At 62.3% G+C, this 21,916-nt stretch carries 17 protein-coding genes; 7 read left to right on the top strand and 10 right to left on the bottom strand.

Translation table 11 applies throughout. The annotated features are described in order from the left end of the window. Positions 1–101: 101 nt before the first annotated feature. The 9 genes from NIT7645_RS17310 to dnaE form a co-directional block, all read right to left on the bottom strand. Positions 102–896: a cephalosporin hydroxylase family protein gene (locus NIT7645_RS17310; protein WP_242656132.1), complete on the bottom strand. Its 795-nt coding sequence runs from the start codon at positions 894–896 to the stop codon at positions 102–104. 15 nt (positions 897–911) lie between these two features. Next, the gene (locus tag NIT7645_RS17305; protein WP_008559198.1) at positions 912–1,796 is read right to left on the bottom strand and encodes an NAD-dependent epimerase/dehydratase family protein; all 885 of its coding nucleotides are present in this window, start codon (positions 1,794–1,796) and stop codon (positions 912–914) included. Between the two features lie 10 nt (positions 1,797–1,806). Beyond that, positions 1,807–3,021 (bottom strand): glycosyltransferase family 2 protein, encoded by a 1,215-nt coding sequence (locus NIT7645_RS17300; protein WP_008560971.1) that lies wholly within the window; start codon positions 3,019–3,021, stop codon positions 1,807–1,809. A 2-nt stretch (positions 3,022–3,023) separates the two neighbouring features. Continuing rightward, positions 3,024–4,400 carry a class I SAM-dependent methyltransferase gene (locus tag NIT7645_RS17295; RefSeq protein ID WP_008562060.1) on the bottom strand — a complete coding sequence of 459 codons (1,377 nt, stop codon included), beginning with the start codon at positions 4,398–4,400 and terminating at the stop codon, positions 3,024–3,026. Then, complete coding sequence (locus tag NIT7645_RS17290; RefSeq protein WP_008561318.1) at positions 4,397–4,975, bottom strand: dTDP-4-dehydrorhamnose 3,5-epimerase family protein; 579 nt, start codon at positions 4,973–4,975, stop codon at positions 4,397–4,399. Before NIT7645_RS17290 ends, NIT7645_RS17295 begins: the two co-directional genes overlap by 4 nt. After that, positions 4,972–6,051 (bottom strand): CDP-glucose 4,6-dehydratase, encoded by a 1,080-nt coding sequence (gene rfbG, locus NIT7645_RS17285; RefSeq protein WP_008559720.1) that lies wholly within the window; start codon positions 6,049–6,051, stop codon positions 4,972–4,974. Before rfbG ends, NIT7645_RS17290 begins: the two co-directional genes overlap by 4 nt. Then, positions 6,048–6,815 (bottom strand): glucose-1-phosphate cytidylyltransferase, encoded by a 768-nt coding sequence (gene rfbF / locus NIT7645_RS17280; RefSeq protein ID WP_008559629.1) that lies wholly within the window; start codon positions 6,813–6,815, stop codon positions 6,048–6,050. Before rfbF ends, rfbG begins: the two co-directional genes overlap by 4 nt. A 98-nt stretch (positions 6,816–6,913) precedes the next feature. Next, positions 6,914–7,462: a GNAT family N-acetyltransferase gene (locus NIT7645_RS17275; protein ID WP_008562066.1), complete on the bottom strand. Its 549-nt coding sequence runs from the start codon at positions 7,460–7,462 to the stop codon at positions 6,914–6,916. A gap of 118 nt (positions 7,463–7,580) precedes the next feature. After that, complete coding sequence (dnaE, locus tag NIT7645_RS17270) at positions 7,581–11,093, bottom strand: DNA polymerase III subunit alpha (protein WP_050687650.1); 3,513 nt, start codon at positions 11,091–11,093, stop codon at positions 7,581–7,583. A 390-nt stretch (positions 11,094–11,483) separates the two neighbouring features. Here dnaE and xdhA point away from each other — a divergent pair, with 390 nt between their 5' ends. From xdhA to NIT7645_RS17235, 7 genes are all read left to right on the top strand, one after another. Continuing rightward, the gene (gene xdhA, locus NIT7645_RS17265) at positions 11,484–12,878 is read left to right on the top strand and encodes a xanthine dehydrogenase small subunit (protein WP_050687647.1); all 1,395 of its coding nucleotides are present in this window, start codon (positions 11,484–11,486) and stop codon (positions 12,876–12,878) included. Then, complete coding sequence (gene xdhB / locus NIT7645_RS17260) at positions 12,878–15,283, top strand: xanthine dehydrogenase molybdopterin binding subunit (RefSeq protein ID WP_050687645.1); 2,406 nt, start codon at positions 12,878–12,880, stop codon at positions 15,281–15,283. Before xdhA ends, xdhB begins: the two co-directional genes overlap by 1 nt. Before the next feature lie 2 nt (positions 15,284–15,285). Further along, positions 15,286–16,239: a xanthine dehydrogenase accessory protein XdhC gene (gene xdhC / locus NIT7645_RS17255; RefSeq protein WP_008559404.1), complete on the top strand. Its 954-nt coding sequence runs from the start codon at positions 15,286–15,288 to the stop codon at positions 16,237–16,239. Then, entirely contained in the window at positions 16,236–17,753 is a 1,518-nt protein-coding gene (locus NIT7645_RS17250; protein WP_008561993.1) for an ABC transporter ATP-binding protein, read from the top strand. Before xdhC ends, NIT7645_RS17250 begins: the two co-directional genes overlap by 4 nt. Positions 17,754–17,873: 120 nt before the next feature. Then, positions 17,874–18,956 (top strand): ABC transporter permease, encoded by a 1,083-nt coding sequence (locus NIT7645_RS17245; protein ID WP_037302688.1) that lies wholly within the window; start codon positions 17,874–17,876, stop codon positions 18,954–18,956. A 1-nt stretch (position 18,957) separates the two neighbouring features. Then, positions 18,958–19,878, top strand: coding sequence for an ABC transporter permease (locus tag NIT7645_RS17240; RefSeq protein ID WP_008561847.1), 921 nt, complete (start codon positions 18,958–18,960; stop codon positions 19,876–19,878). Positions 19,879–19,948: 70 nt separating this feature from the next. Then, positions 19,949–21,025 carry a BMP family ABC transporter substrate-binding protein gene (locus tag NIT7645_RS17235; protein ID WP_008562595.1) on the top strand — a complete coding sequence of 359 codons (1,077 nt, stop codon included), beginning with the start codon at positions 19,949–19,951 and terminating at the stop codon, positions 21,023–21,025. 172 nt (positions 21,026–21,197) lie between these two features. On the opposite strand, the gene NIT7645_RS17230 is transcribed toward NIT7645_RS17235, so the two are convergent. Next, positions 21,198–21,809 (bottom strand): CDP-alcohol phosphatidyltransferase family protein, encoded by a 612-nt coding sequence (locus tag NIT7645_RS17230; RefSeq protein WP_008562466.1) that lies wholly within the window; start codon positions 21,807–21,809, stop codon positions 21,198–21,200. Positions 21,810–21,916 lie beyond the last annotated feature (107 nt).

The raw sequence follows: 21,916 nt of genomic DNA, 5'->3' as shown, positions 1-21,916 counted from the left end.
GAAACGCCAGCTTGTCATTTTGGCTTCTTTGCTCTCCCCACCAGTCAAAAAGCGCAGCTGATGCTGCGCTTTTTATTGTCTGTCGTGTTGTCAGAACTGGGTCAGCGGATGCGTCGCAGGAACCCGCCTCTGGCCACCGTGATCAGCAGCCGGTCATGGATATCGGCGTCGATCTCGAACCGGTCATCTTCGCGCAGATAGGCTTCAACTGCGGTGCGGGGATTGTCCCCCTTGCCCCAGGGCCGGTCCGGGTAGGTGTCGTCATCCATGTCCTCAATCAGCGTATCAAACACCACGCAATAGCTGTCGACAGAAGTCAGATCCGCATAGGCGCGCAGCTCTTCCAGAACATGTTCGTGGGTGTGATTGCTATCCAGGCAGATCAGCACCTTTTTGTAGCCCTTGGCAAATTCCCTCACCTGCTGCACCACCGCCCCATCGATAGAGGAGCCCTGGATCATCTCGATGCGAGAGCGCATGGGATGGGCCTCAATGGCGGCGCGATTGTGGGGACGGATGTCGATGTCGATACCCAGAACCTTGCGCTGCGATTGCGCCGGGTCCAGCGTGGTGCCCGCTTCGATGGCCTCATGCATGTCCAGCTGCGCCAGCATCGACGCCGAGAAGATAAGGGAGCCGCCATGGGCAATCCCGGTTTCGATGATCAGATCGGGTTTGATCTGCCAGATCAGCTCCTGCATCGCCACGATGTCCTGCGGATACTGAATGATCGGACGCCCCATCCAGTGGTAGTTGTAGGAATACTGCGTATGCGCCGAGGCCCGCAGGAAGGCGAGTGCAGACTCCTGCAAACCGGTGTGGTTGCGCATCATATCGAGGCGGGCGGGGATATCGGCGGCAAAGGCTGTCATCTCTGGTCTCTCATTCTGTGTCATATGGTGTCTCGTGGGTCAGGCCGGGATGGGCTGTAAAATCGGCGAACGGGCCGGCGTGCTGTCGTCCGGTGGGCGCAGGCCGATCACCACCGGCGGATCATCCGGGTTAGCGGGGCGTACGCCAAAGCGCAGCAAATCACGGCGACCATAGGTGTCGGCGATCGTCTCGGCCAATTGGCGCACCGTCGTGCCGGTGCCGCTTGAGATATTAACAGCGCCCAGCCGTGTCCCCAGCAGCTCGCGGACCAGCAGCTCTGCCGCCACATCAATGTCGAGAAAATCACGCACCTGATCCCCGGCGGACAGCTCCACGCTGTTCCCGGCCGCCAGCTGACGGTGCAGATAGGCAATCAGCCGACGCGGATCCTCGCCTGCCCCATAGAGATAAAACAACCGCGCCCAGAGAAAGGAAACGCCAGCCAGCGGCAGCATATGCCCAAGCGCCAGTCCGCACGCCGCCTTGGCCGCTGCATAGGGCGAGCGCGGCGCAAGCGGGGCATCAGCCGCCACCGCACCCGGGCTCAGATCATATTCCAGGCAGGTGCCAACCCCGACAAAGCGTTCCACCCCGGCCGCAATCGCCCCTCGCGCCATTGTCAGCGACCCGCTGAGGCAATCAAAGTTGCGCGCCGACAGCTGATACTGCCCTGGCTCTGCGTACCAAGCCAGGTGAAGCACACCGTCACACCCCGCACAGGTCTGCGCCCACCAGTCCTGCGACTGATCAAAAAGATCGGCGCATTCCACCACCTGATCCGCGGCCCCCACCCCATCAATCCGCCCATCGCTGCCCGCACGCACCACATGGCGCAGCGGAATACCCAGACCGCGCAGCTGCCGGGTGACAGCGCGTCCAACAAATCCCGTCGATCCGGTGAGCAATAGGCGCGAGATCGTCATGGCAGCACCGTCAGGCAAACTTTTGCATAAGATCACCCTCAGTCAGCGCCACCAGCGCCTGCTCGGCGGCTGCGGCATGCAGCGGGTTGTCCGCCTGCCCAAGGTTGAAGACGATATCATTCTCGCGGATATCAGGCGCCGCCTCGACGTGGCGCAGCGGCACGCTTGCGATCCCTTGCAGCACCTGCATCGTCTCCGCAGGACAATTGCCAAGCACCGCAACGCCCTCCGCTTGCAGCAGATCGGGCAGAACCACACAGATATATTGCAAGGCCGCCGCAAGCCGGATCTGCGCCATCCGCTCTCCGATCGCTGGCCCCTGCCCCAGACCGCGCAGACGCGCCGCCAAGGTGTAGGTATCAATCGGGTCACTGCCATTCTGCATCCGCAACGACAGCGCGACCAACATCCGTTCGATGATGATATGATCAATCTGGCTACGCCGCTTTTGCAGATCGCTCAGCCCGCCTTGCTCTCTCGCCAAGCCAAACAGGTAATCAAGCCCACCACGATAGAGATCCCAGCCCGACTGCACCTCCTCAAAACCCAGCTGCGCCCGATCATCCCCGTCAAAGTGGCGGCTTACGGAATAGTAAAACGGCTCGGTCCCAAAAATCACATCTCCCGCACCCAAGTATTCGCAGGGCATGGTAAAGGCCCAGAAGGCAAGGTCATTGGCAAGCGGCGTGAGGTGTTTCTGCACCGCAACGCGAACCACCGAAATCTCCGCAAAAACCTTGTTGTCCAGCACATGCTCCAGCAGGCCCACATAGTTGCCCTGGGGGACGGTCACCTGACCTTGCTGCTGGTAGAACGGTGCTCCATAGGCGCCTGTAACCAGATCCTTGGTGAGCCAGGGCGCGTAGTAAATCCCGGCTTTTGGATTGGCGTCCATCTGTTCAATCGCCCGGATCACCCCTTTGAAGGCGAGCCGATCATCATCCGCCAGATAAACCGCATATTCCCCGGCCGAGGCGCGCAACGCTCCTTGAACATTGCGCTCTGCGCCGATGTTTTCACTCTGGCGCATGTAACGCAACGGGAGCTGACCCTCCATCGCGGCCACGACCTCGGCGGTCTCATCTGGTGAGGCATTGTCCGACACGATCACTTCGACAGGCCACGGCAGTTGGTGCAGATCCTCAGCCAAAGAGGCAAGCAACGTCCTCAGGTAAGAGGCCCGGTTAAAGGTCGGGATGCAGATGCTCAGTTTGATATCAGCCATGGTCAGCCTGCTTTCTTTTCGTGGATTGCACCCTGCAAAGGGGACACACGGCCCCCTTGGGCCGGGGCGGACAGTGGCGCGATGCTGGCGCTGCACTGCTGGCCTTGGGTGGCCTGCACCGGCGCCGGGCGTGGCATCACGGTCCAAAGTGTGGTGCCGTGGGTTTCAGTGATCCAGGCCAGATCGGCAGCGATCTCTTCGCGCAGGTTCCAGGGCAGGATCAGCAAGTGGTCCGGGGGGCTCTGATGCAGGGCGTCGGGCGCCACCACCGGAATATGAGCCCCCGGCAGAAACCGCCCCTGTTTAAACGGGGCCGCATCCGCGATGAAGCTCAGCAGGCGACTGTCGATGCGGGCATAGTTGAACAGCGTCGTGCCCTTGGCCGCAGCCCCATAACCGGCAACCGTCTCGCCCCGCGACCGGCAACGCACAAGGAAATCAACCAATGCGTCCGCCGCCTGATCTGCCTGCGCCTGCAGACCTGCGTAATAGCCCGGATCCTGAACACCCATCGCCCCCTCAGCCCCGCCTGCAGGCGGCACCGCCGTGGCTTCACGCGCGAGGAGCGCGCTGACGCTCGCCTCGGTCGCGTGCGCCGCGTCGTCATGGCAGGCCCAGACCCGCAGACTGCCACCGTGGGTGGACAATGTGCTGACGTCAAAAACCCGCAGGCCCGCACCGGCCAGAATGCGCTGAACCGTGGTCAGCGACAGATAAGAGAAATGTTCGTGATAAACCGTGTCAAACTGCCCCTGCTCGACCAGTTGGCACAGATGCGGAAACTCCAGCGAAATCACCCCTTCAGGTGCCAGCAACCCGGCTAGCCCCTTGGTGAAATCGTTGATATCGGGCACATGGGCATAGACATTGTTGCCGACAATCAGGTCAGCCCCTTGGCCCTTGCGCTCCTGGCGCAGGGCCTCTGCCGTCGCCGCGCCGAAAAAGGTCTGGCGTGTCTCGACCCCCTTGGAGCGGGCGACCTCAGCGGTGCTGGCGGTCGGCTCAAACCCGAGGCATGGCACCCCGGCGGCTACGAAATTCTGCAGCAGGTAGCCATCGTTCGAGGCGATCTCGACCACAAAGCTGTCGCCCCCAAGCCCCAACCGTTCAATCGCGCCATTGCAGAAACGGGTCGCATGGTTGAGCCAGCTGCGGGAGGTCGAGGAGAAATAGACATACTCCGCATCAAACAGCTCTTCTGCGGCGGCGAAATCCTCGGTCTGGACCAGATAGCATTGCGGGCAGAACAACAGGCGCAGCGGATAATGAACCTCTGGCGTGCGCAGCTGTTCCGCCTTGAGATAGGCGTTGGACGGGGGCGCGTGGTTGAGGTTCAGAACCTCCTGCGACAGCTCGGTCGCGCAATGCCGACATTTCATGACAGCACCTCCTGTTTGGTGCGGGATGGACTAGGATTTGGTGCAATTTCGCAAAGCCGCGGCAGCGTCAGATCCCGCTCAGACACGGCAACCGGGGGCAGCGGCCATTGGATCGCGAGATCGGGATCATCAAAGGCCACGCCTGCCTGATGGGCCGGGCTGTAGGGGCGCGAATGACTGTAGTGCAGCATCACATCGTCGCTCAGGGTCTGAAACCCGTGCGCAATGCCTTCGGGGATATAGACGCCACTGCCCGACGCCCCGTCCAGTTCCAGCGCGCACCACTGCCCGTAGGTGGCAGATTGCGGTCGCAGATCGACCAGCACGTCATGGATGCGGCCCGCAAGGCAGACAAGCAGCTTGGTCTCGGCAAATGGCGCGGTCTGATAGTGCATGCCCCGCAGCGTGCCCCTTCGGGTGCTGCGCGACAGGTTGGTCTGTGCCCACTGGCTCACCAGCCCCGCCTCAGCAAAGGTCTCGGCGCAGAACAGGCGACCAAAGGCACCACGGGGATCGGGCTTGGCCGACCAGCCGATGCGATAAACCCCCTCCATTGCAAACGGTTCGATCTTCATGCGGCGGCCTCGAACCGGGCGATCTGCTCTTCGCTCACCTCACGGGGATCGGCGCCGCCTTGCACCGCAGCGTACCAGTGCATGGTCTCTGCCACGCTATCCTCAAACGCCCAGCGAGGCTGCCAGCCAAGCCGCTGCTGCGCCAGGGTGCTGGACAGGCACAGGCGTCCGGTTTCCACCGGATGAGCCGCTTCTGGGCCATCGCAGATCACGTCCAGATCTGCGCCGGGATAGGCACTGCCGGCCGCTTTGACCAACTCAGCCACGGATTTCTCTGCCTGGGCATCCGGCCCGAAGTTCAGCGCATCAGGGACGCTGCTGTCCTCCGCCTGCGCCAAGGCCTCGGCCAATTGCATATAGCCTGCAAGCGGGTCCAGAACATGCTGCCAGGGGCGCACAGACTGGGGAAAGCGCAGATGCAGCGACTGACCCGCTGCGATGGCGCGCACGATATCCGGCACGATCCGGTCATCCGCCCAATCGCCACCGCCGATCACATTGCCAGCCCGCGCGGTCACGATGCGAATGTTTTCGCGTTCGAGAAACGACGCCCTGTGGGAGGCCACCAACAGCTCGGTGGCCGCCTTGCTGGCGCTGTAGGGATCGTGGCCGCCCAGCTGATCGTCTTCGGTAAAGGCATGGCTGCCCAAGACCGGCGCATAGACCTTGTCGGTGGTGGCCACCACAACGGTCATCGCTGCCCCATCCCGGCGCCTGCGGTTCATCACCCGCAACAGTTCCAAAAGGTTCAGCGTGCCGGTCAGATTGCTGTCCCAGGTTTCAACCGGATCCAGATAGGACTGGCGCACCAGCGGCTGCGCGGCGAGGTGAAACACAACATCGGGGCAATAGGCTGCGTAGTTGTCGATCAGGGCCGACCGGTCGCGCAGATCACAGATATCGCCGGGGATCAGCTCTTGCAGATTGGCAGCGGCAAACAGGCTCTGGGTCTCTGCAGGCAGGGCAAGCCCGCGCAAACGCGCTCCCTGCCGGGCCAGCATCAGCGCAAGCCAGGCCCCCTTAAAGCCCGTGTGACCGGTCACAAGGACCGATTTGCCCTGCCAGAACCCGCTCACGCCCAAACCTTCCACGGCGCCTGACCCGAAGACCAGAGCCCGTCCAGGTAGTTCTTGTCGCGCTGGGTGTCCATTGCCGCCCAGAACCCACTGTGTTTGTAGACAGACAGCTGCCTGCGCGCGGCCAGACGTTCGATCGGCTCTTTTTCCCAGATCGTATCCGGCCCCTCGATACCATCAAGCGCAGACGGCTCGCAGACGAAAAAACCACCGCTGACCCAATGGTTGTCGCCCGCGGGCTTTTCCACGAACCGGGTCGCCGTATGCCCGTCCATCTCGATACTGCCAAAGCGGCCTGCGGGCTGAACAGCTGTCACCGTGGCCTCTGTGCCCTGCGCACGGTGGAACGCAACCAGTGCGTTCACATCCACATCCGCAACGCCATCGCCATAGGTCATACAGAAGGTTTCATCGAGATACTGGCGCGCATGGGCCAGACGCCCGCCCGTCTGGGTCATCTCGCCGGTATCCAGCATGGTGACTTTCCAGGGCTCACAGTTCTTTTGCAAAAGCGCCAGCTCACCGGTGCGCATATCCACGCAGATATCCGCGTTATACAGCACGTAGTTGGTGAAATATTCCTTGATCATATAGCCCTTGTAGCCACAGCAGATCACGAAATCGGTAAAGCCCTGCGCGCCAAAGGTTTTCATGATGTGCCACAGGATCGGTTTGCCGCCGATCTCGATCATTGGCTTCGGCCTCAGATGGCTTTCTTCGCTGATCCGGGTTCCCAGACCACCGGCGAGAATAACGACCTTCATGCGTTCCTCTTTTGCGTTGCAGTTTCACCGCGTGGCACCGGGATCGCATGGACGTGGTTAAGGGCGGGTGAATCTTACCGCAAAGGCTACAAATTTATTCAATCCGCAGGCGGTTTCGCCAAACCGCAGTCCCGTACAAACACATCGTTGAGATAAGATTGCCCCTCCAGCACAAACGCAGTCTCTCCTGCCCAGTCAAACTCCTGGCTCAGGTAAAACCGTTTGGCAGGTAGGTTTTCGGCGTTTGAGGCCAACCAGACAGCGGGCACGCCCTGCTTTGCGCAATGGGCCAGCGCCGCCGACAACAGCGATCGCCCCAGACCGCGACCGTGATGGCGCGGCTGAACATAAAGCGTGCGGATCTCGACATCCGGGCCACCTGGAACTGGCGCGGGAGCCCCCATATCGACGCGGATATAGCCATCAATCCCCATGCGGTTCTGCGACACGATGATATGACTGGTTGGCGCGGCAATCACCGCCCGCATCCGCGCAGGCGTGTATTCTTGCAGCACATAATCCGCAAACGCGGCCCCCACCCCCTCGCGCAGATAGGTCGCCACCCAGACCTCAACCGACAACGCCGCCAAGCTGGGCGCATCCGCCATTTCCGCCACCCGCAGGGTGAGATCCGGGTGATCGGTCATGGCGTCATTCCTTGGTCTGCAAATACGATTGCGCGCTGGTGAACATGGACGCCACAAAGGCACGCGCCCTACGGGCGCAGGTCAGCCTTTCAGCCGGGCAATCTCGCGCGCCTCACCCTCAAATCTCCTCCACATCCATCACGCCATCCAGTGATTTCAGCGCGCCTTTGATCTGGGGGTTGATGGGGAAGGGCTGGCCCAGGTCCATCTCGACATCGCCGGGCAAGGCGGGGTCCTGGAGGTACATATAGACCTCTCCCCGCGAAGCGTTGCGGGCGGCTTTCTTTGCGTCTTCAAGAACTTGCGCAACCGTCGCCACCGCTTTTGCGTCCGAAACATAAACCCGAAGGGACGACCGGCCCGCATCGGCAATGGCGGCATCCACGGGCCCGACAGACCGCACCAGCAGCTTCAGCTGATCGCTTTCCATCGTCGCCTCAGCGGTGATTACCACCTTGGCGCCGGTGTCCAGAAACTCACGGCTCTTCTCCAGCACCTCGGAAAACAGCGTGACCTCATAGGCGCCTGACGTATCCGACAGCTGGGCAAAGGCAAAGCGGTTGCCGCGGGCGGATTTGCGTTCCTGCCGCCCAGCCACAACCCCGGCCATCTTGGCCATGAACGGGCCGCGCTCTGCCTTGGCGGTGACCTCATCCAGCGTCATCACATCCTTGCGCTTGAGCGCAGGCATATAGTCATCCAGCGGATGCCCCGAGAGGTAGAAACCGATGGCCTTGAATTCCTCGGACAGGCGTTCGGCGGGCAGCCAGTCGGGCACGTTGGGCAGTCGCGGTTCCGGAAGGTCTTCGCCCGCCTCGCCGAACAGCGACACCTGATTGGAGTTCTTCTGCTCCTGAATGGCGGCAGAGTAATCCACCAGCGCGCCGAGGCTTTCAAACACCCGGCGGCGGTTGCTGTCCAGCTGGTCAAAGGCCCCGGCCCGCACCATCATCTCAAGCGGACGTTTGCCGACCTTTTTCAGATCGACCCGGCGGGCAAAATCAAACAGCGTCGCAAACGGTTTGTCCTGCCCGCTTTCGCGCCGTGCCGCCGTCACCAGGCGCATCGCCTCCACGCCGACGTTTTTCAGCGCGCCCAGCGCATAGACCAGCTCTCCCTTGACCACATTGAAAGTCGCCTCCGAGCGGTTCACGCAGGGTGGCACATAGGGCAGGCCCAGGCCTTTCTTGACCTCTTCAAAGTAGATCGCCAGCTTGTCGGTCAGATGGATATCGCAGTTCATGACGCCGGCCATGAACTCAACCGGGTGGTTCGCCTTCAGCCAGCCGGTCTGATAGCTGACTACCGCATAGGCGGCCGCGTGCGATTTGTTAAAGCCGTAGTTGGCGAATTTCTCCAGAAGGTCGAAAACCTCCGAGGCCTTCTTGGCAGGCACCCCGTTTTCCGCCGCGCCCTTTTCGAATTTGGGGCGTTCGGCATCCATCGCCTCTTTGATCTTCTTACCCATCGCGCGGCGCAGCAGGTCCGCGCCGCCAAGGGTATAATTCGCCATCACCTGGGCGATCTGCATCACCTGTTCTTGGTAAACGATGATGCCCTGGGTTTCCTCAAGGATATGGTCGATCAGCGGATGCACGGATGTGATTTCGCGCTGGCCGTTCTTTACCTCGCAATAGACCGGGATGTTTTCCATCGGGCCCGGACGATAAAGCGCCACAAGCGCCACGATGTCCTCGATACAGGTGGGTTTCATGCGCTTCAGCGCATCCATCATGCCGGTGGATTCCACCTGGAACACCGCCACCGTCTTGGCGCGGGAGTAGAGGTCATATGTAACCTTGTCATCCAGCGGAATGGCGTTGATCTGGTTCTCCGCCCCCTCAGGCGGGTCATAGAGCTGGGTGCCGTCTGCGGCGATGTGCAGGTCGCGGCCCGACTGGAAAATCAGGTCCATCGCGTTCTGAATGACGGTCAGTGTCTTCAGGCCGAGAAAGTCGAACTTTACCAGACCGGCCTGTTCCACCCATTTCATGTTGAACTGGGTCGCAGGCATGTCCGAACGCGGATCGCGGTAAAGCGGCACCAGCGCATCCAGTGGCCTGTCGCCAATCACCACACCCGCCGCATGGGTACCGGCAGAGCGCAACAGACCCTCGACCTGCATGCCGTATTTCAGCAAGCGGTCAACGACCTCTTCGTTCTCCGCCTCCTCGCGCAGACGCGGCTCTTCCTTGAGCGAGTCCGCAATCGACATCGGCTTGACGCCCTCGACCGGGATCAGCTTGGACAGCCGGTCCACCTGGCCATAGGGCATCTGCAAAACCCGCCCCATGTCGCGCACCGCCGCCTTGGACAAAAGCGCGCCAAAAGTGATGATCTGCCCAACTTTGTCGCGGCCGTATTTCTCCTGCACGTATTTGATCACCTCTTCCCGGCGGTCCATGCAGAAGTCGATATCGAAGTCGGGCATCGACACCCGTTCCGGGTTGAGGAAGCGTTCAAACAGCAGGCTGTAGCGCAGCGGGTCAAGGTCGGTGATCGTCAGCGCATAAGCCACGAGAGAGCCCGCACCAGAGCCCCGCCCCGGCCCGACCGGAATGTCGTGGTCCTTGGCCCATTGGATAAAGTCCGCAACGATCAGGAAGTAGCCGGGAAAACCCATCCCCTCGATGATGCCCAGCTCGAAATCCAGTCGCTCCTGATATTCCTCGACGCTCACCGCATGGGGGATCACAGCCAGACGCTGCTGCAGGCCCTCATTGGCGATGCGGCGCAGTTCGGCCACCTCGTCATCGGCAAACTTCGGCAGGATCGGATCGCGCCGATACGCCATAAAGGCGCAGCGTTTGGCGATCTCCACGGTGTTTTCCAGCGCCTCTGGCAGATCGGCAAACAGCGCGACCATTTCTTCCTGGCTTTTGAAGTAGTGCTGCGCAGTCAGGCGGCGGCGCGGCTCCACCTGATCGACATAGGCCCCCTCTGCGATACAGATCATCGCGTCATGGGCCTCGTACATTTCCGTATTGGGGAAATAGACGTCATTGGTGGCAACCAGCGGCAGGTCCATCGCATAGGCCATCTCGATATGGCCGCGCTCTGTCAGCTGCTCCGCTTCGGGCTGGCCGTGCTCGCCCGGATGGCGCTGCAATTCCACATAGAGACGATCCGGAAAGATCGCTTTCAGCCGCTGCATCAATGCCTCGGCCGCCGAGCGTTGCCCCATCTGCAACAGCCGCCCCACCGGCCCGTCAGGCCCACCGCTGAGACAGATCACATCCCCTGCATATTGGGCCAGCTCTTCCAGCGTGACATGCGCCAGCTCACTGCCTTCGCGCATATACAGGCAAGAGTTCAGCTTCATCAGATGTTCATAGCCTGTCTCGCTCTGCGCGAGCAGCACCAGCGGCGCGGGCGGCTTGGGCCGCTCACCGGGGGCGGGATCCGTGAACCGCAGATCCACCTGACAGCCCATGATCGGCTGCACCCCTGCACCGCTGGCAGAGACCGAAAACTCCAGCGCTGCAAACAGGTTGTTGCTGTCTGTCACCGCAATTGCGGGCATCTCGTATTTCTTGCACAGATCCGGCAGCTTTTTCAGCCGCACGGCACCTTCCAGCAACGAGTATTCGGTATGGGTGCGCAGGTGAATGAATCGGGGATTTTGGGTCATGGCGCCAAGCTACCGCCGCAGGCCGCCAGAAGGAAGCGGGAAGGCAGCGACGTGACACCGAGGTCCGCGCAACCACTCGCAAGGAATGCGCAAGAATAAGGCAGGATTATTCCGCTTTGTTTGAAACTCTTTCCGCACCCTGCACGCCAGCCCAAGGCCAGAGAGGGTGAAACGGTTTAAAAATAACGGCATACAGCGGCACACCGCAATGATCTTGCGCCCCAATATTGTCTCATGGCAGAGTCACTTTTCCTTGCCAGACGGACAGCGCCCTTTCTAGGCTGTTGCCAACACAGGGAAAACCAACATCAAGACGCCCGCCATGTCTTCTACGTCGCATCGAAGGGATGGCACCCAGGGAAAACCAAGGTAACGCGACGGGTTTCTAACATGACGATCACCTTTCGATTGAACGGTGAAGAGGTCTCGCTCAAGGATGTTTCTCCGACGGCGACACTGCTGGACTGGCTGCGCGAAGACCGCGGGCTGACCGGCACCAAGGAAGGCTGCAACGAGGGCGACTGCGGCGCCTGCACCGTGATGGTGACCGACGCCAAAGGCGCCAAGCCGCTGAACGCCTGCATCCTGTTCCTGCCCCAGCTGCACGGCAAATCCATCCGCACCGTCGAAGGCGCGGCAGGCCCCGATGGCCAGCTGCATCCGGTGCAAGAGGCGATGATCACCCACCACGGCAGCCAGTGCGGTTTCTGCACGCCGGGCTTCATCATGTCGATGGTGACCGCCCACAAGAACGGCGCGTCCGACCACGATGACCAGCTGGCAGGCAACCTCTGCCGCTGCACCGGCTATGCCCCGATCATTCGCGCCGCCGAAGCCGCCAGCGCTGCGCCGGTCCCCGACTGGATTCGCAGCGAGGATGCAGCCAACCTGCCAGCAACAGACGGCGATGCCGCCTCCCTGCGGCCCGGCTCTGCCGACGCATTGGCCGCAGCCTATGCCGCGCGGCCCGAGGCGACGCTGATTGCGGGCGCCACGGATGTCGGGCTCTGGGTGACCAAACAGCTGCGCGATCTGGGGGATGTGATCTTTCTTGATAGCTGCGATGACCTGAAAGACATCACCGAACAACCCGACGGCAGCCTGCGCATCGGGGCGATGGTCGACATGAACCGCCTGCGCAGTACCCTCGCCGCGCGCCACCCGTCTTATGGCGAAATGCTGCGCCGCTTTGCCAGCCAGCAGGTGCGCGCCGCCGCCACCATCGGCGGCAATATCGCCAATGGCTCCCCCATCGGAGACAATCCACCCGCGCTGATCGCGCTTGGTGCAACGCTTGAACTGCGCAAGGGCGACAGCCGCCGCAGCCTGCCGATTGAAGAGTTCTTCATCGACTACGGCAAGCAGGACCGCCAGCCCGGCGAATTCGTCGAGGCCATCACCCTGCCCGCACGGCCTGCCGAACAGGGTGATGGCCTGCGCGTCTACAAGCTCTCCAAACGCTTTGATCAGGATATCTCTGCGGTTCTGGGCGCGTTCAATCTGACCGTTGAGGACGGCCAGATCACCGCCGCACGCATCGCCTTTGGCGGCATGTCAGGTGTGCCCAAGCGCGCCAGCCACGTAGAGGCCGCGCTGATTGGCCAACCCATGTCCTCTGCCACGCTCGCCACTGCGCGGGGCGAATTTGCCCGCGACTTCACCCCGATGAGCGATATGCGCGCCTCTGCCGACTACCGGCTGGAGGCGGCGGCAAATATGCTCGCGCGCTACTTTGACGATCTGGGCCAGACGCAGACGCCCACCCATGTGCTGGAGGTGAAGTGATGGCTGTTGCAAAACCTCTCCCCCATGACGCGGCGCGTCTGCATGTGACCGGTCAGGCGCGTTACGTCGATGACATCCCGTCGCCGCGCGACACGCTGCATCTGGCCTTTGGCCTGTCGACAGTGGCCCACGCAGACATCACCGCACTGGATCTGGATGCCGTCCGCCAAAGCGACGGCGTGGTGGCCGTGCTCACCGCTGACGATCTGCCCTTTGACAACGACGTCTCGCCCTCCGCCCATGACGAGCCGCTGTTGGCCAATGGATCGGTCCACCATATCGGCCAGCCGGTGTTTCTGGTGGTCGCCACCTCGCATCGTGCGGCACGGGTTGCGGCGCGCAAGGGTCAGATCAGCTATGCCGAACGCCCTGCCCTGCTGACGCTGGAGGACGCGCTGGCCGCAGACAGCCGGTTCGAAGATGGCCCCCGCATCTACACCAAAGGTGACGCAGACAGCGCCATCACCTCGGCGGCCCATGTGGTCGAGGACACATTCGATCTTGGCGGGCAGGAACATTTCTACCTTGAAGGTCAGGCCGCAATGGCCCAGCCGCAGGAAGACGGCGGCATGCTGGTCAACTCCTCGACCCAGCACCCGACCGAAATCCAGCACAAGGTGGCAGAGGCCATCGGCCTGCCAATGCACGCCGTCCGGGTCGAGACCCGCCGTATGGGCGGTGGCTTTGGTGGCAAGGAAAGTCAGGGCAACGCGCTGGCCGTGGCCTGCGCCATCGCCGCCCGCGCCACCGGCCGCACCTGCAAGATGCGCTATGACCGCGACGACGACATGACCATCACCGGAAAGCGCCACGCCTTCCGCATCTCCTATCGCGCGGGATTTGACGCAGAGGGGCGCATTCAGGGGGTGGAGTTCACCCATCTGGTCGATTGCGGCTGGGCGCAGGATCTGTCGCTGCCGGTGGCCGATCGCGCCATGCTGCACAGCGACAACGCCTATCTGATCCCCGCAATTCGCATCGAAAGCCACCGGCTGAAAACCAACCGTCAAAGTGCGACCGCCTACCGTGGCTTTGGCGGGCCTCAGGGCATGGTCGGGATCGAGCGGGTGATGGATCACGCGGCCCATAAGCTGGGGCTCGACCCGGTAGAGCTGCGCCAGCGCAATTATTACGCGCCGATGCAGTCCGCCACCGCGCCAGCGGGCGCGCCCCACGACAGCTTTGTCCCCGCGCCGGATGCGGCAGGCGATCTTGCCTCTCGCGGGGCGCCGGCTGCCCCCGCCGATGTCACCACACCGGCGGCAGATGTACAGACAACCCCCTACCATATGCCGGTAGAGGATTTCATCCTGCACGAGCTGACCGCCGAGCTGCTGGACACATCGGACTATGCAACCCGCAAGGCGGACATCGCCACGTGGAACGCCGGGAATGACCGCTTCAAGCGCGGCATTGCGTTTTCGCCGGTAAAATTCGGCATCTCCTTCACACTGACCCATCTCAATCAGGCAGGCGCGCTGGTGCATGTCTATCAGGACGGGTCGGTCCACCTGAACCACGGCGGCACGGAAATGGGCCAGGGCCTGTTCCAGAAGGTCGCGCAGGTCGCTGCCAGCCGCTTTGGCATCTCGCTGGAAAAGGTAAAGATCACCGCAACCGACACGGCCAAGGTGCCCAACACCTCGGCCACGGCGGCCTCCTCCGGGTCGGACCTGAACGGCATGGCGGTCAAGGCCGCCTGCGACACCATCCGTGACCGCATGGCAGCCTATCTGGCCGAGCGCTACCAGCAGCCCGTTTCGGCGGTGCGCTTTGAGGGCGATCGCGTCATCATCGGCAGCGAAGAGCTGAGCTTTGAGGCGGCGGCGATGGAATGCTACACAGGCCGCATCAGCCTGTCGTCAACCGGGTATTACAAAACCCCGAAACTGGAATGGGACCGCATTCAGGGCAAGGGGCGCCCCTTCTTCTACTTTGCCTATGGCGCGGCCATCACCGAGGTGGTGGTGGACCGGCTCACTGGTGAAAACCGGATCCTGCGGGCAGATGTTCTGCATGATGCGGGGGCCTCGCTGAACCCCGCGCTGGATATCGGCCAGGTGGAAGGCGCCTATGTGCAGGGGGCTGGCTGGCTCACGACAGAGGAACTGGTCTGGGATCAGACCGGCAATCTGCGCACCCATGCGCCCTCGACCTACAAGATCCCCGCCTGTTCGGACCGGCCCGATGTGTTCAATGTCGCGCTTTGGAACGGCGAGAACCGCGAGGACAGCATCTATCGCTCAAAGGCAGTGGGGGAGCCGCCCTTCATGCTGGGGATCTCGGCCTGGCTTGCGCTCAGCGATGCGGTTGGGGCCTATGGTGGCAGCTACCCTGCGCTGAACGCCCCCGCGACATCCGAAGAGATCTGGCGCGCGGTGCGCCGCATCGCGCCGGAGGCCTAGGAATGGGGTTCGACCTACAGGATCTGAGCCGCCAGATCGCGGCGCATGGGCCGGTGGTGCGGGTGGTGATTGCCGCCATCCGCGGCTCCTCCCCCCGCGAGGTCGGCGCCGCCATGCTGGTCTGGGACGGCGGCCAATCCGGCACCATCGGTGGCGGCACCCTGGAACATGAGGCCGCAGAGGCCGCCCGCCGCCAGTTGCAGACCGGTAACCGCCGTCTGCAGACCACCCGTGCGCTCGGCCCCGATCTGGGCCAGTGCTGCGGTGGCTCTGTCACATTGTGGAGCGAGATCTACAGCGCCGATGACCTCGGTGATCTGGACACAGACATCATCCTGCGCCCACTGGATCGCAAAGGCGCAGACACCCCGCCATTGGCACTGCGCCGCCAGATGGGGCTCGCCCGCAGCCAGGGACAGCGCCCGGAACCGCAGCTCAGCGATGGCTGGTTTCTGGAACCCGTGCACCGCCCCGACACGCCACTGTGGATCTGGGGGGCGGGCCATGTCGGCCGCGCCCTGGTCGGTGTTCTGGCGCCTCTGCCTGATCTCGACATCACCTGGGTCGATACCGGGCCTGAGCGGTTTCCGCCGGATGTACCGGGCCATGTCACGGTTTTGCCCGCTGCTGATCCTGCGCTTTTGGTCAGCCATTGCCCTGAAAATGCACATCATTTGGTGCTTACCTATTCCCATGCGCTGGATCTGGCGCTATGCCACGCCCTGTTGCAGCGGGGGTTCTCCTTTGCCGGGTTGATCGGATCTGCGACCAAATGGGCGAGATTTCGGTCGCGGCTGGCGGATTTGGGGCATCGCCCTGACCAGATCGCAAGGATCACCTGCCCGATTGGGGATCCTGCCCTCGGCAAACATCCGCAGATGATTGCGGTCGGGGTGGCGGCAGAGCTCTTGCGCATGGGCGCCACAGACGAGTTGAAGAAGGACAGACGCGCGTGACACACCCTCTCCTGAGCCTGCAGGGCCTGACCAAGGCCTATCCCGGAGTGGTCGCCAACGACCAGGTCTCCTTTGATATCGGCGCAGGAGAGGTTCACGCCCTGCTTGGCGAAAACGGCGCCGGGAAATCGACGCTGGTCAAGATGATCTACGGGCTGGTGAAACCCGACAGCGGCACCATGCTGTTGCGCGGGGAACCCTATACCCCAAGCGAGCCGCGTCAGGCCCGCGCCGATGGCATTGCGATGGTCTTTCAGCATTTTTCGCTGTTTGACGCGCTGAACGTGGCGGAAAACATCGCCCTTGGCATGGAAAACCCGCCCGCCATGCGGGATCTGGCAAGCCGCATCCGCGAGGTTTCGGAAACCTATGGCCTGCCGCTTGATCCCTATCGCACGGTTGGCGATCTCTCTGCAGGCGAACGCCAGCGGGTCGAAATCATCCGCTGCCTGCTGCAAGATCCCAAGCTGCTCATCATGGATGAGCCCACTTCGGTTCTGACCCCGCAGGAGGTGGATATCCTGTTCCAGACCCTGCAGAAGCTGCGCTCCGAGGGCACCTCGATCCTGTATATTTCCCACAAACTCGAAGAGATCCGCACCCTGTGCGATCACGCCACCATCCTGCGACTGGGCAAGAATGTGGGCGAATGTGTCCCGGCCGAGACCTCGGCGCGGGATATGGCCGAAATGATGGTCGGCACCGCGCTGCAGACACCCGAACGATCAGGCCGCGCGTTCGGTGATGTGGCGCTGGATATCACCGGGTTGTCGGTGCCTGCCCCATCGGCCTTTGGCACCGCGCTGAAGAATGTCCACCTCACTGTTCGCAAAGGGGAAATCCTTGGAATTGGCGGGGTTGCGGGCAACGGCCAGGACGAGCTGCTTGGCGTTTTGTCGGGCGAGACGCTGACCACCGACGATGCGGTCAAGCTGGAGGGTGCGCCAGTCGGCCACCTCGGCCCGGTTGCCCGCCGCCGCCTCGGCATTCTCGCAGCACCAGAGGAACGTCTGGGCCATGCCGCAGCCCCGGATATGAGCCTGACGGAAAACGCCATGCTGACCGCCGCCACCCGCGAAGGGCTGGCGAGCCGGGGGTTTCTCAAATGGGGCCTGGCGCAGGAGTTTGCCGAAAAGGTCATCGAGCGCTTTGACGTGCGCACCCCTGGTCCGCAGAACGCCGCCCGCTCGCTGTCGGGGGGCAATCTGCAGAAATTCGTCATCGGCCGTGAGGTGCTGCAAAGCCCCGAGGTTCTGGTGGTGAACCAGCCGACCTGGGGCGTGGATGCCGCCGCCGCCGCCGCGATCCGCCAGTCGCTGCTGGATCTGGCCGCGGGCGGCACCGCCGTGATCTGCATCAGCCAGGATCTCGACGAACTGATGGAGATCGCCGACAGTTTTGCCGCCCTGAACGAAGGCCGCCTGAGCGCACCGCGCCCCACCACAGGGCTGAGCGTTGATGAAATCGGCCTGATGATGGGTGGCGCACATGGGATGGAGGTTGCGCATGTCTAGCGCAGCGACCCTGCTGATCCCCACCAAGGGCCGCGTGTGCGGGTCGGTCGGGACTGTGAGTATTTTTGGAAAGATGACAGGCACGCAGGCACAGATCTGCGACCGGGGGGAACAACAACAATGATCCGGCTAGAAAAGAGACCACAGCCGTCGCGTGTCTGGTCGATGGCAACGCCGCTGGTGGCGGTGCTGGCGACCATGATTGCAGGCGGGCTTTTGTTTGCGGCGCTTGGCAAGAACCCGGTCGAGGCGATCCGCACCATTTTCTGGGATCCGCTGTTTGGCGAATTTGCCTTTTACTACCGTCCGCAGCTTTTGGTGAAGGGCGCGCCCCTGGTGCTGATCGCCATCGGCCTGTCCCTGGGCTTTCGCGCCGGGATCTGGAACATCGGCGCCGAAGGCCAGTATATCATGGGCGCCATCTGCGGCGCCGGTGCGGGCCTTGCGTTTTATCCCGCGGATTCTGCGCTGATCTTTCCCCTGATGGTGGTGGCCGGCGCGCTTGGCGGTTGGGCCTGGGCGATGATCCCCGCTGTGCTGAAGACCCGCTTTGGCACCAATGAGATCCTGGTCTCGCTGATGCTGGTCTATGTGGCCGAGCAGTTCCTGGCCTCGGTTTCGCTTGGCCTGTTGAAAAACCCCGAAGGCTTTGGCTTTCCCGGTTCGCGCAACCTGCAGTCCTGGGACGCCGCCCATAACGCCGAGCTGATCACCGGCACCGGCATGCACTGGGGCGTTGTGGCGGCGCTGATTGCGGTGATCTTTGCCTATGTGCTGCTGAACCGTCACATGCTGGGCTACCACATCCGCCTGAGCGGCGAGGCCCCGCGTGCCGCACGGTTTGCAGGCGTGAACCCCACCCGGCTGGTGCTGTTCTGCCTTGGCACCTCTGGCGCGCTGGCGGGTCTTGCGGGCCTGTTTGAGGTCTCTGGCCCCTCTGGTCAGATCTCCATCGATTTCAACGTGGGCTACGGCTTTACCGCGATCATCGTCGCCTTCCTGGGCCGGTTGCACCCCGTGGGCATCCTGCTGGCGGGGGGGCTGATGGCGCTGACCTACATTGGCGGCGATATCGCGCAGTCCAACATGGGCCTGCCTTCGGCGGCGATCCAGGTGTTCCAGGGGATGCTGCTGTTCTTCCTGCTGGCGCTGGATCTCCTGACCAATTTCCGCATTGCGCTCAGCAAACCCGAGGTGGTGTGACATGGATCTTTCTGCAATCAATCCCGTCCTCCTGGTCGCCTCGCTGATGGTGGCGGCCACACCGATCCTGATCGCCGCGATCGGAGAGCTGGTGGTGGAGAAATCAGGCGTTCTGAACCTTGGCGTCGAAGGCATGATGATCACCGGCGCCATTGCTGGGTTTGCCACCGCGGTGGAAACCGGCTCCCCCCTGCTGGGCTTTTTTGCGGCCGCCTTTGCCGGGGCTGCGCTGTCGGTGCTGTTTGGCTTTCTGACACAGATTGCGCAGGCCAATCAGGTGGCGTCGGGTCTGGCGCTGACATTGTTCGGCCTGGGGCTGTCGGCCTTGATGGGGCAATCTTATGTGGGGGTGAAACCGCCGCAGATGAGCGACATCCACATTCCCGTCCTCAGCGATCTGCCGGTGGTTGGCCCGATCCTGTTTGGCCATGACATCATTCTCTATTTCGGCATCGCGCTCACCGCCGCGGTCTGGGCGCTGCTGAAGTTCTCGCGCGCCGGGCTGGTGCTGCGCGCGGTGGGGGAAAACCACGATGCCGCCCATGCGCTTGGCTACAAGGTGATCCGTATCCGTCTGATGGCGATCCTGTTTGGCGGCGCCTGTGCGGGCATTGGCGGCGCCTACATCAGCCTCATCCGGGTACCGCAATGGACCGAAGGCATGACGGCCGGTGTTGGCTGGATCGCGCTGGCGCTGGTGGTCTTTGCCAGCTGGAAGCCCTGGCGCGCGCTGCTTGGTGCCTATCTTTTTGGCGGCGTCACCGTTGTGCAGCTCAATCTGCAGGCCGCAGGCGTTGCCATCCCGGTCGAGTATCTGGCAATGTCGCCCTACGTGATCACAATTATCGTGCTTGTTATCCTTTCCGCGGACAAGAGCAGCGCACCCGCCGCCCTTGGCCGCAATTTCCACGCCTCCCGCTGATCTGGCGGGGGTCGCTCATCGTCCAGGGCCCTCTCCTGGGCGTAACAACCAAAACGGGGAGTCCGTAAAGATGAAATTGAACAAACTGCTGACCAGCGCCGCTGTGGCGTTTGGCCTGGCAACCGGCGCCGTGGCCGCAGATGACAAAACCAAAGTCGGCTTTGTCTATGTTGGCCCGGTGGGCGATGGTGGCTGGACCTACGAACATGATCAGGGCCGCAAGGCCGTGGTCGAGGAATTCGGCGACAAGGTCGAAACCGTCTACGTCGAAAACGTGGCCGAAGGCCCCGACGCCGAGCGCGTCATGACCCAGATGGCGCTGGAAGGCGCGGATCTCATCTTCACCACCTCCTTTGGCTACATGGATCCAACCATCAACGTTGCCAAGAAATTCCCCAACGTGAAGTTCGAGCACGCCACCGGCTACAAGCGCGCTGACAACGTCTCGACCTATTCTGCCCGCTTCTACGAAGGCCGCGCCGTTCAGGGCCACATCGCAGGCCAGATGACCGAGAGCAACATCATCGGCTACATCGGCTCCTACCCGATCCCCGAAGTGATCCGCGGCATCAACTCTGCCTATCTGCACGCCAAGGAAGTCAACCCCGACGTTCAGTTCAAAATCGTCTGGGCCTTCACCTGGTTTGATCCTGCAAAAGAAGCTGACGCTGCCAAGGTTCTGATCGAACAGGGCGCAGACGTGATCCTGCAGCACACCGACTCCACCGCGCCGCAGGCCGCCGCTCAGGCCGCAGGCAATGTGATCACCTTTGGTCAGGCCTCGGATATGGCGGAATACGGCCCCAAGCCGCGCGTCTCCTCCATCATCGATGACTGGGCGCCTTACTACATCGCCCGCACCAAGGCGGTTATGGACGGCACCTGGGAAAGCAGCGACACCTGGGACGGCATCGGCGCCGGCATGGTGAAAATTGGCGAGATTTCCGACGCTGTTCCGGCAGAGATCAAGGCCTCTGCCCTGGCGCTCAAGGCTTCGCTGGCCGATGGCAGCTACCACGCCTTTACCGGCCCGATCAAGAAACAGGACGGCTCTGACTGGCTGGCAGACGGCGAAACCGCCGATGACGGCACCCTGGCCGGCATGAACTTCTACGTCGAAGGTCTTGAAGGCGACATCCCGCAATAAGCGGCTCGCACCATCTGATAGATGAAACAACACGAAAGGCCCGCCTCCTCTGGCGGGCCTTTTTCGTGGGGCCATGACTGGCCAGCGGCGATGGCAGACGTCGCAGGGGCCCCTGCCCTTGCCCCGTCATCTTTCCATAAATACTCAAATTCGGGGCGCGCGGCGCAGCACCTCAGTCGCGGCGAAACACCCGCAGCGCCAGCAGCACGCGCGAGCCCGCAGTCACCAGACACAGCGCGCCAAAGACCCAGGCCATAGGGGCAAACCATGCAGGCAGCAGACACAGGAGCACGAAAAAGCCGATGGTTTCGGCCCCTTCCAGCAGCCCCCCGGTGAAATAGAGCGTTTTGACACCGCGCGCTTCGCTCTTCATCTTGTGCTTTTCCGCCAGCACCGCGTAGCCGAGAAAACTGGTGCCATTCACATAGAAGGTCATCAGCAGGAACGCCCCGGCGACGCCGTTTTGCACAGGATCGGCCAGCACAAAGGCAAGCGGCACCGCGCCGTAGAACAGAAAATCGCAGGTGATATCAAGATAGCCGCCAAAGTCGCTTGGCTCGCTGGCGCGCGCCACCGCACCGTCCAGACCATCGGCCAGCCGCGACAAGAGCAACGGCAGCAAGGCCAGCGCAAACAGGCCACAGGCGATCATCACCGCCGACAGCAACCCCAGCGCCAGCCCCAGCAATGTCACCTGATTGGCGCTTATGCCTGCGCGCGCAATCACTGCGCCCTGGGCGTTCAGAACCGGATCAATCAACGGGCGGATCTTTGAATCAAACATATCTGTCCCTACTCCGAGCCCGGTGTCATTGCCATTCACGATTGCGCCACGGCTTTGAAACAGGCCAGCGCGAGCCTGCGGTGATTTTGCACAACGTATGGGAATTT

Origin of the sequence: Phaeobacter italicus, from assembly GCF_001258055.1 — a bacterium.
Taxonomy (GTDB): domain Bacteria; phylum Pseudomonadota; class Alphaproteobacteria; order Rhodobacterales; family Rhodobacteraceae; genus Phaeobacter; species Phaeobacter italicus.
This window is presented reverse-complemented; position numbering and strand designations above follow the sequence as displayed.

What these genes read in the sequence shown, in the direction of transcription:
- xdhB (WP_050687645.1), top strand. Translation starts at nt 12,878, where the DNA reads ATGGCTGTTGCAAAACCTCTCCCCCATGACGCGGCGCGTCTGCATGTG.
- NIT7645_RS17275 (WP_008562066.1), bottom strand. Translation starts at nt 7,462, where the DNA reads ATGACCGATCACCCGGATCTCACCCTGCGGGTGGCGGAAATGGCGGAT.
- xdhA (WP_050687647.1), top strand. Translation starts at nt 11,484, where the DNA reads ATGACGATCACCTTTCGATTGAACGGTGAAGAGGTCTCGCTCAAGGAT.
- NIT7645_RS17310 (WP_242656132.1), bottom strand. Translation starts at nt 896, where the DNA reads ATGACACAGAATGAGAGACCAGAGATGACAGCCTTTGCCGCCGATATC.
- NIT7645_RS17290 (WP_008561318.1), bottom strand. Translation starts at nt 4,975, where the DNA reads ATGAAGATCGAACCGTTTGCAATGGAGGGGGTTTATCGCATCGGCTGG.
- rfbF (WP_008559629.1), bottom strand. Translation starts at nt 6,815, where the DNA reads ATGAAGGTCGTTATTCTCGCCGGTGGTCTGGGAACCCGGATCAGCGAA.
- NIT7645_RS17300 (WP_008560971.1), bottom strand. Translation starts at nt 3,021, where the DNA reads ATGGCTGATATCAAACTGAGCATCTGCATCCCGACCTTTAACCGGGCC.
- NIT7645_RS17295 (WP_008562060.1), bottom strand. Translation starts at nt 4,400, where the DNA reads ATGAAATGTCGGCATTGCGCGACCGAGCTGTCGCAGGAGGTTCTGAAC.
- NIT7645_RS17245 (WP_037302688.1), top strand. Translation starts at nt 17,874, where the DNA reads ATGATCCGGCTAGAAAAGAGACCACAGCCGTCGCGTGTCTGGTCGATG.
- dnaE (WP_050687650.1), bottom strand. Translation starts at nt 11,093, where the DNA reads ATGACCCAAAATCCCCGATTCATTCACCTGCGCACCCATACCGAATAC.
- NIT7645_RS17240 (WP_008561847.1), top strand. Translation starts at nt 18,958, where the DNA reads ATGGATCTTTCTGCAATCAATCCCGTCCTCCTGGTCGCCTCGCTGATG.
- NIT7645_RS17230 (WP_008562466.1), bottom strand. Translation starts at nt 21,809, where the DNA reads ATGTTTGATTCAAAGATCCGCCCGTTGATTGATCCGGTTCTGAACGCC.
- xdhC (WP_008559404.1), top strand. Translation starts at nt 15,286, where the DNA reads ATGGGGTTCGACCTACAGGATCTGAGCCGCCAGATCGCGGCGCATGGG.
- NIT7645_RS17305 (WP_008559198.1), bottom strand. Translation starts at nt 1,796, where the DNA reads ATGACGATCTCGCGCCTATTGCTCACCGGATCGACGGGATTTGTTGGA.
- NIT7645_RS17235 (WP_008562595.1), top strand. Translation starts at nt 19,949, where the DNA reads ATGAAATTGAACAAACTGCTGACCAGCGCCGCTGTGGCGTTTGGCCTG.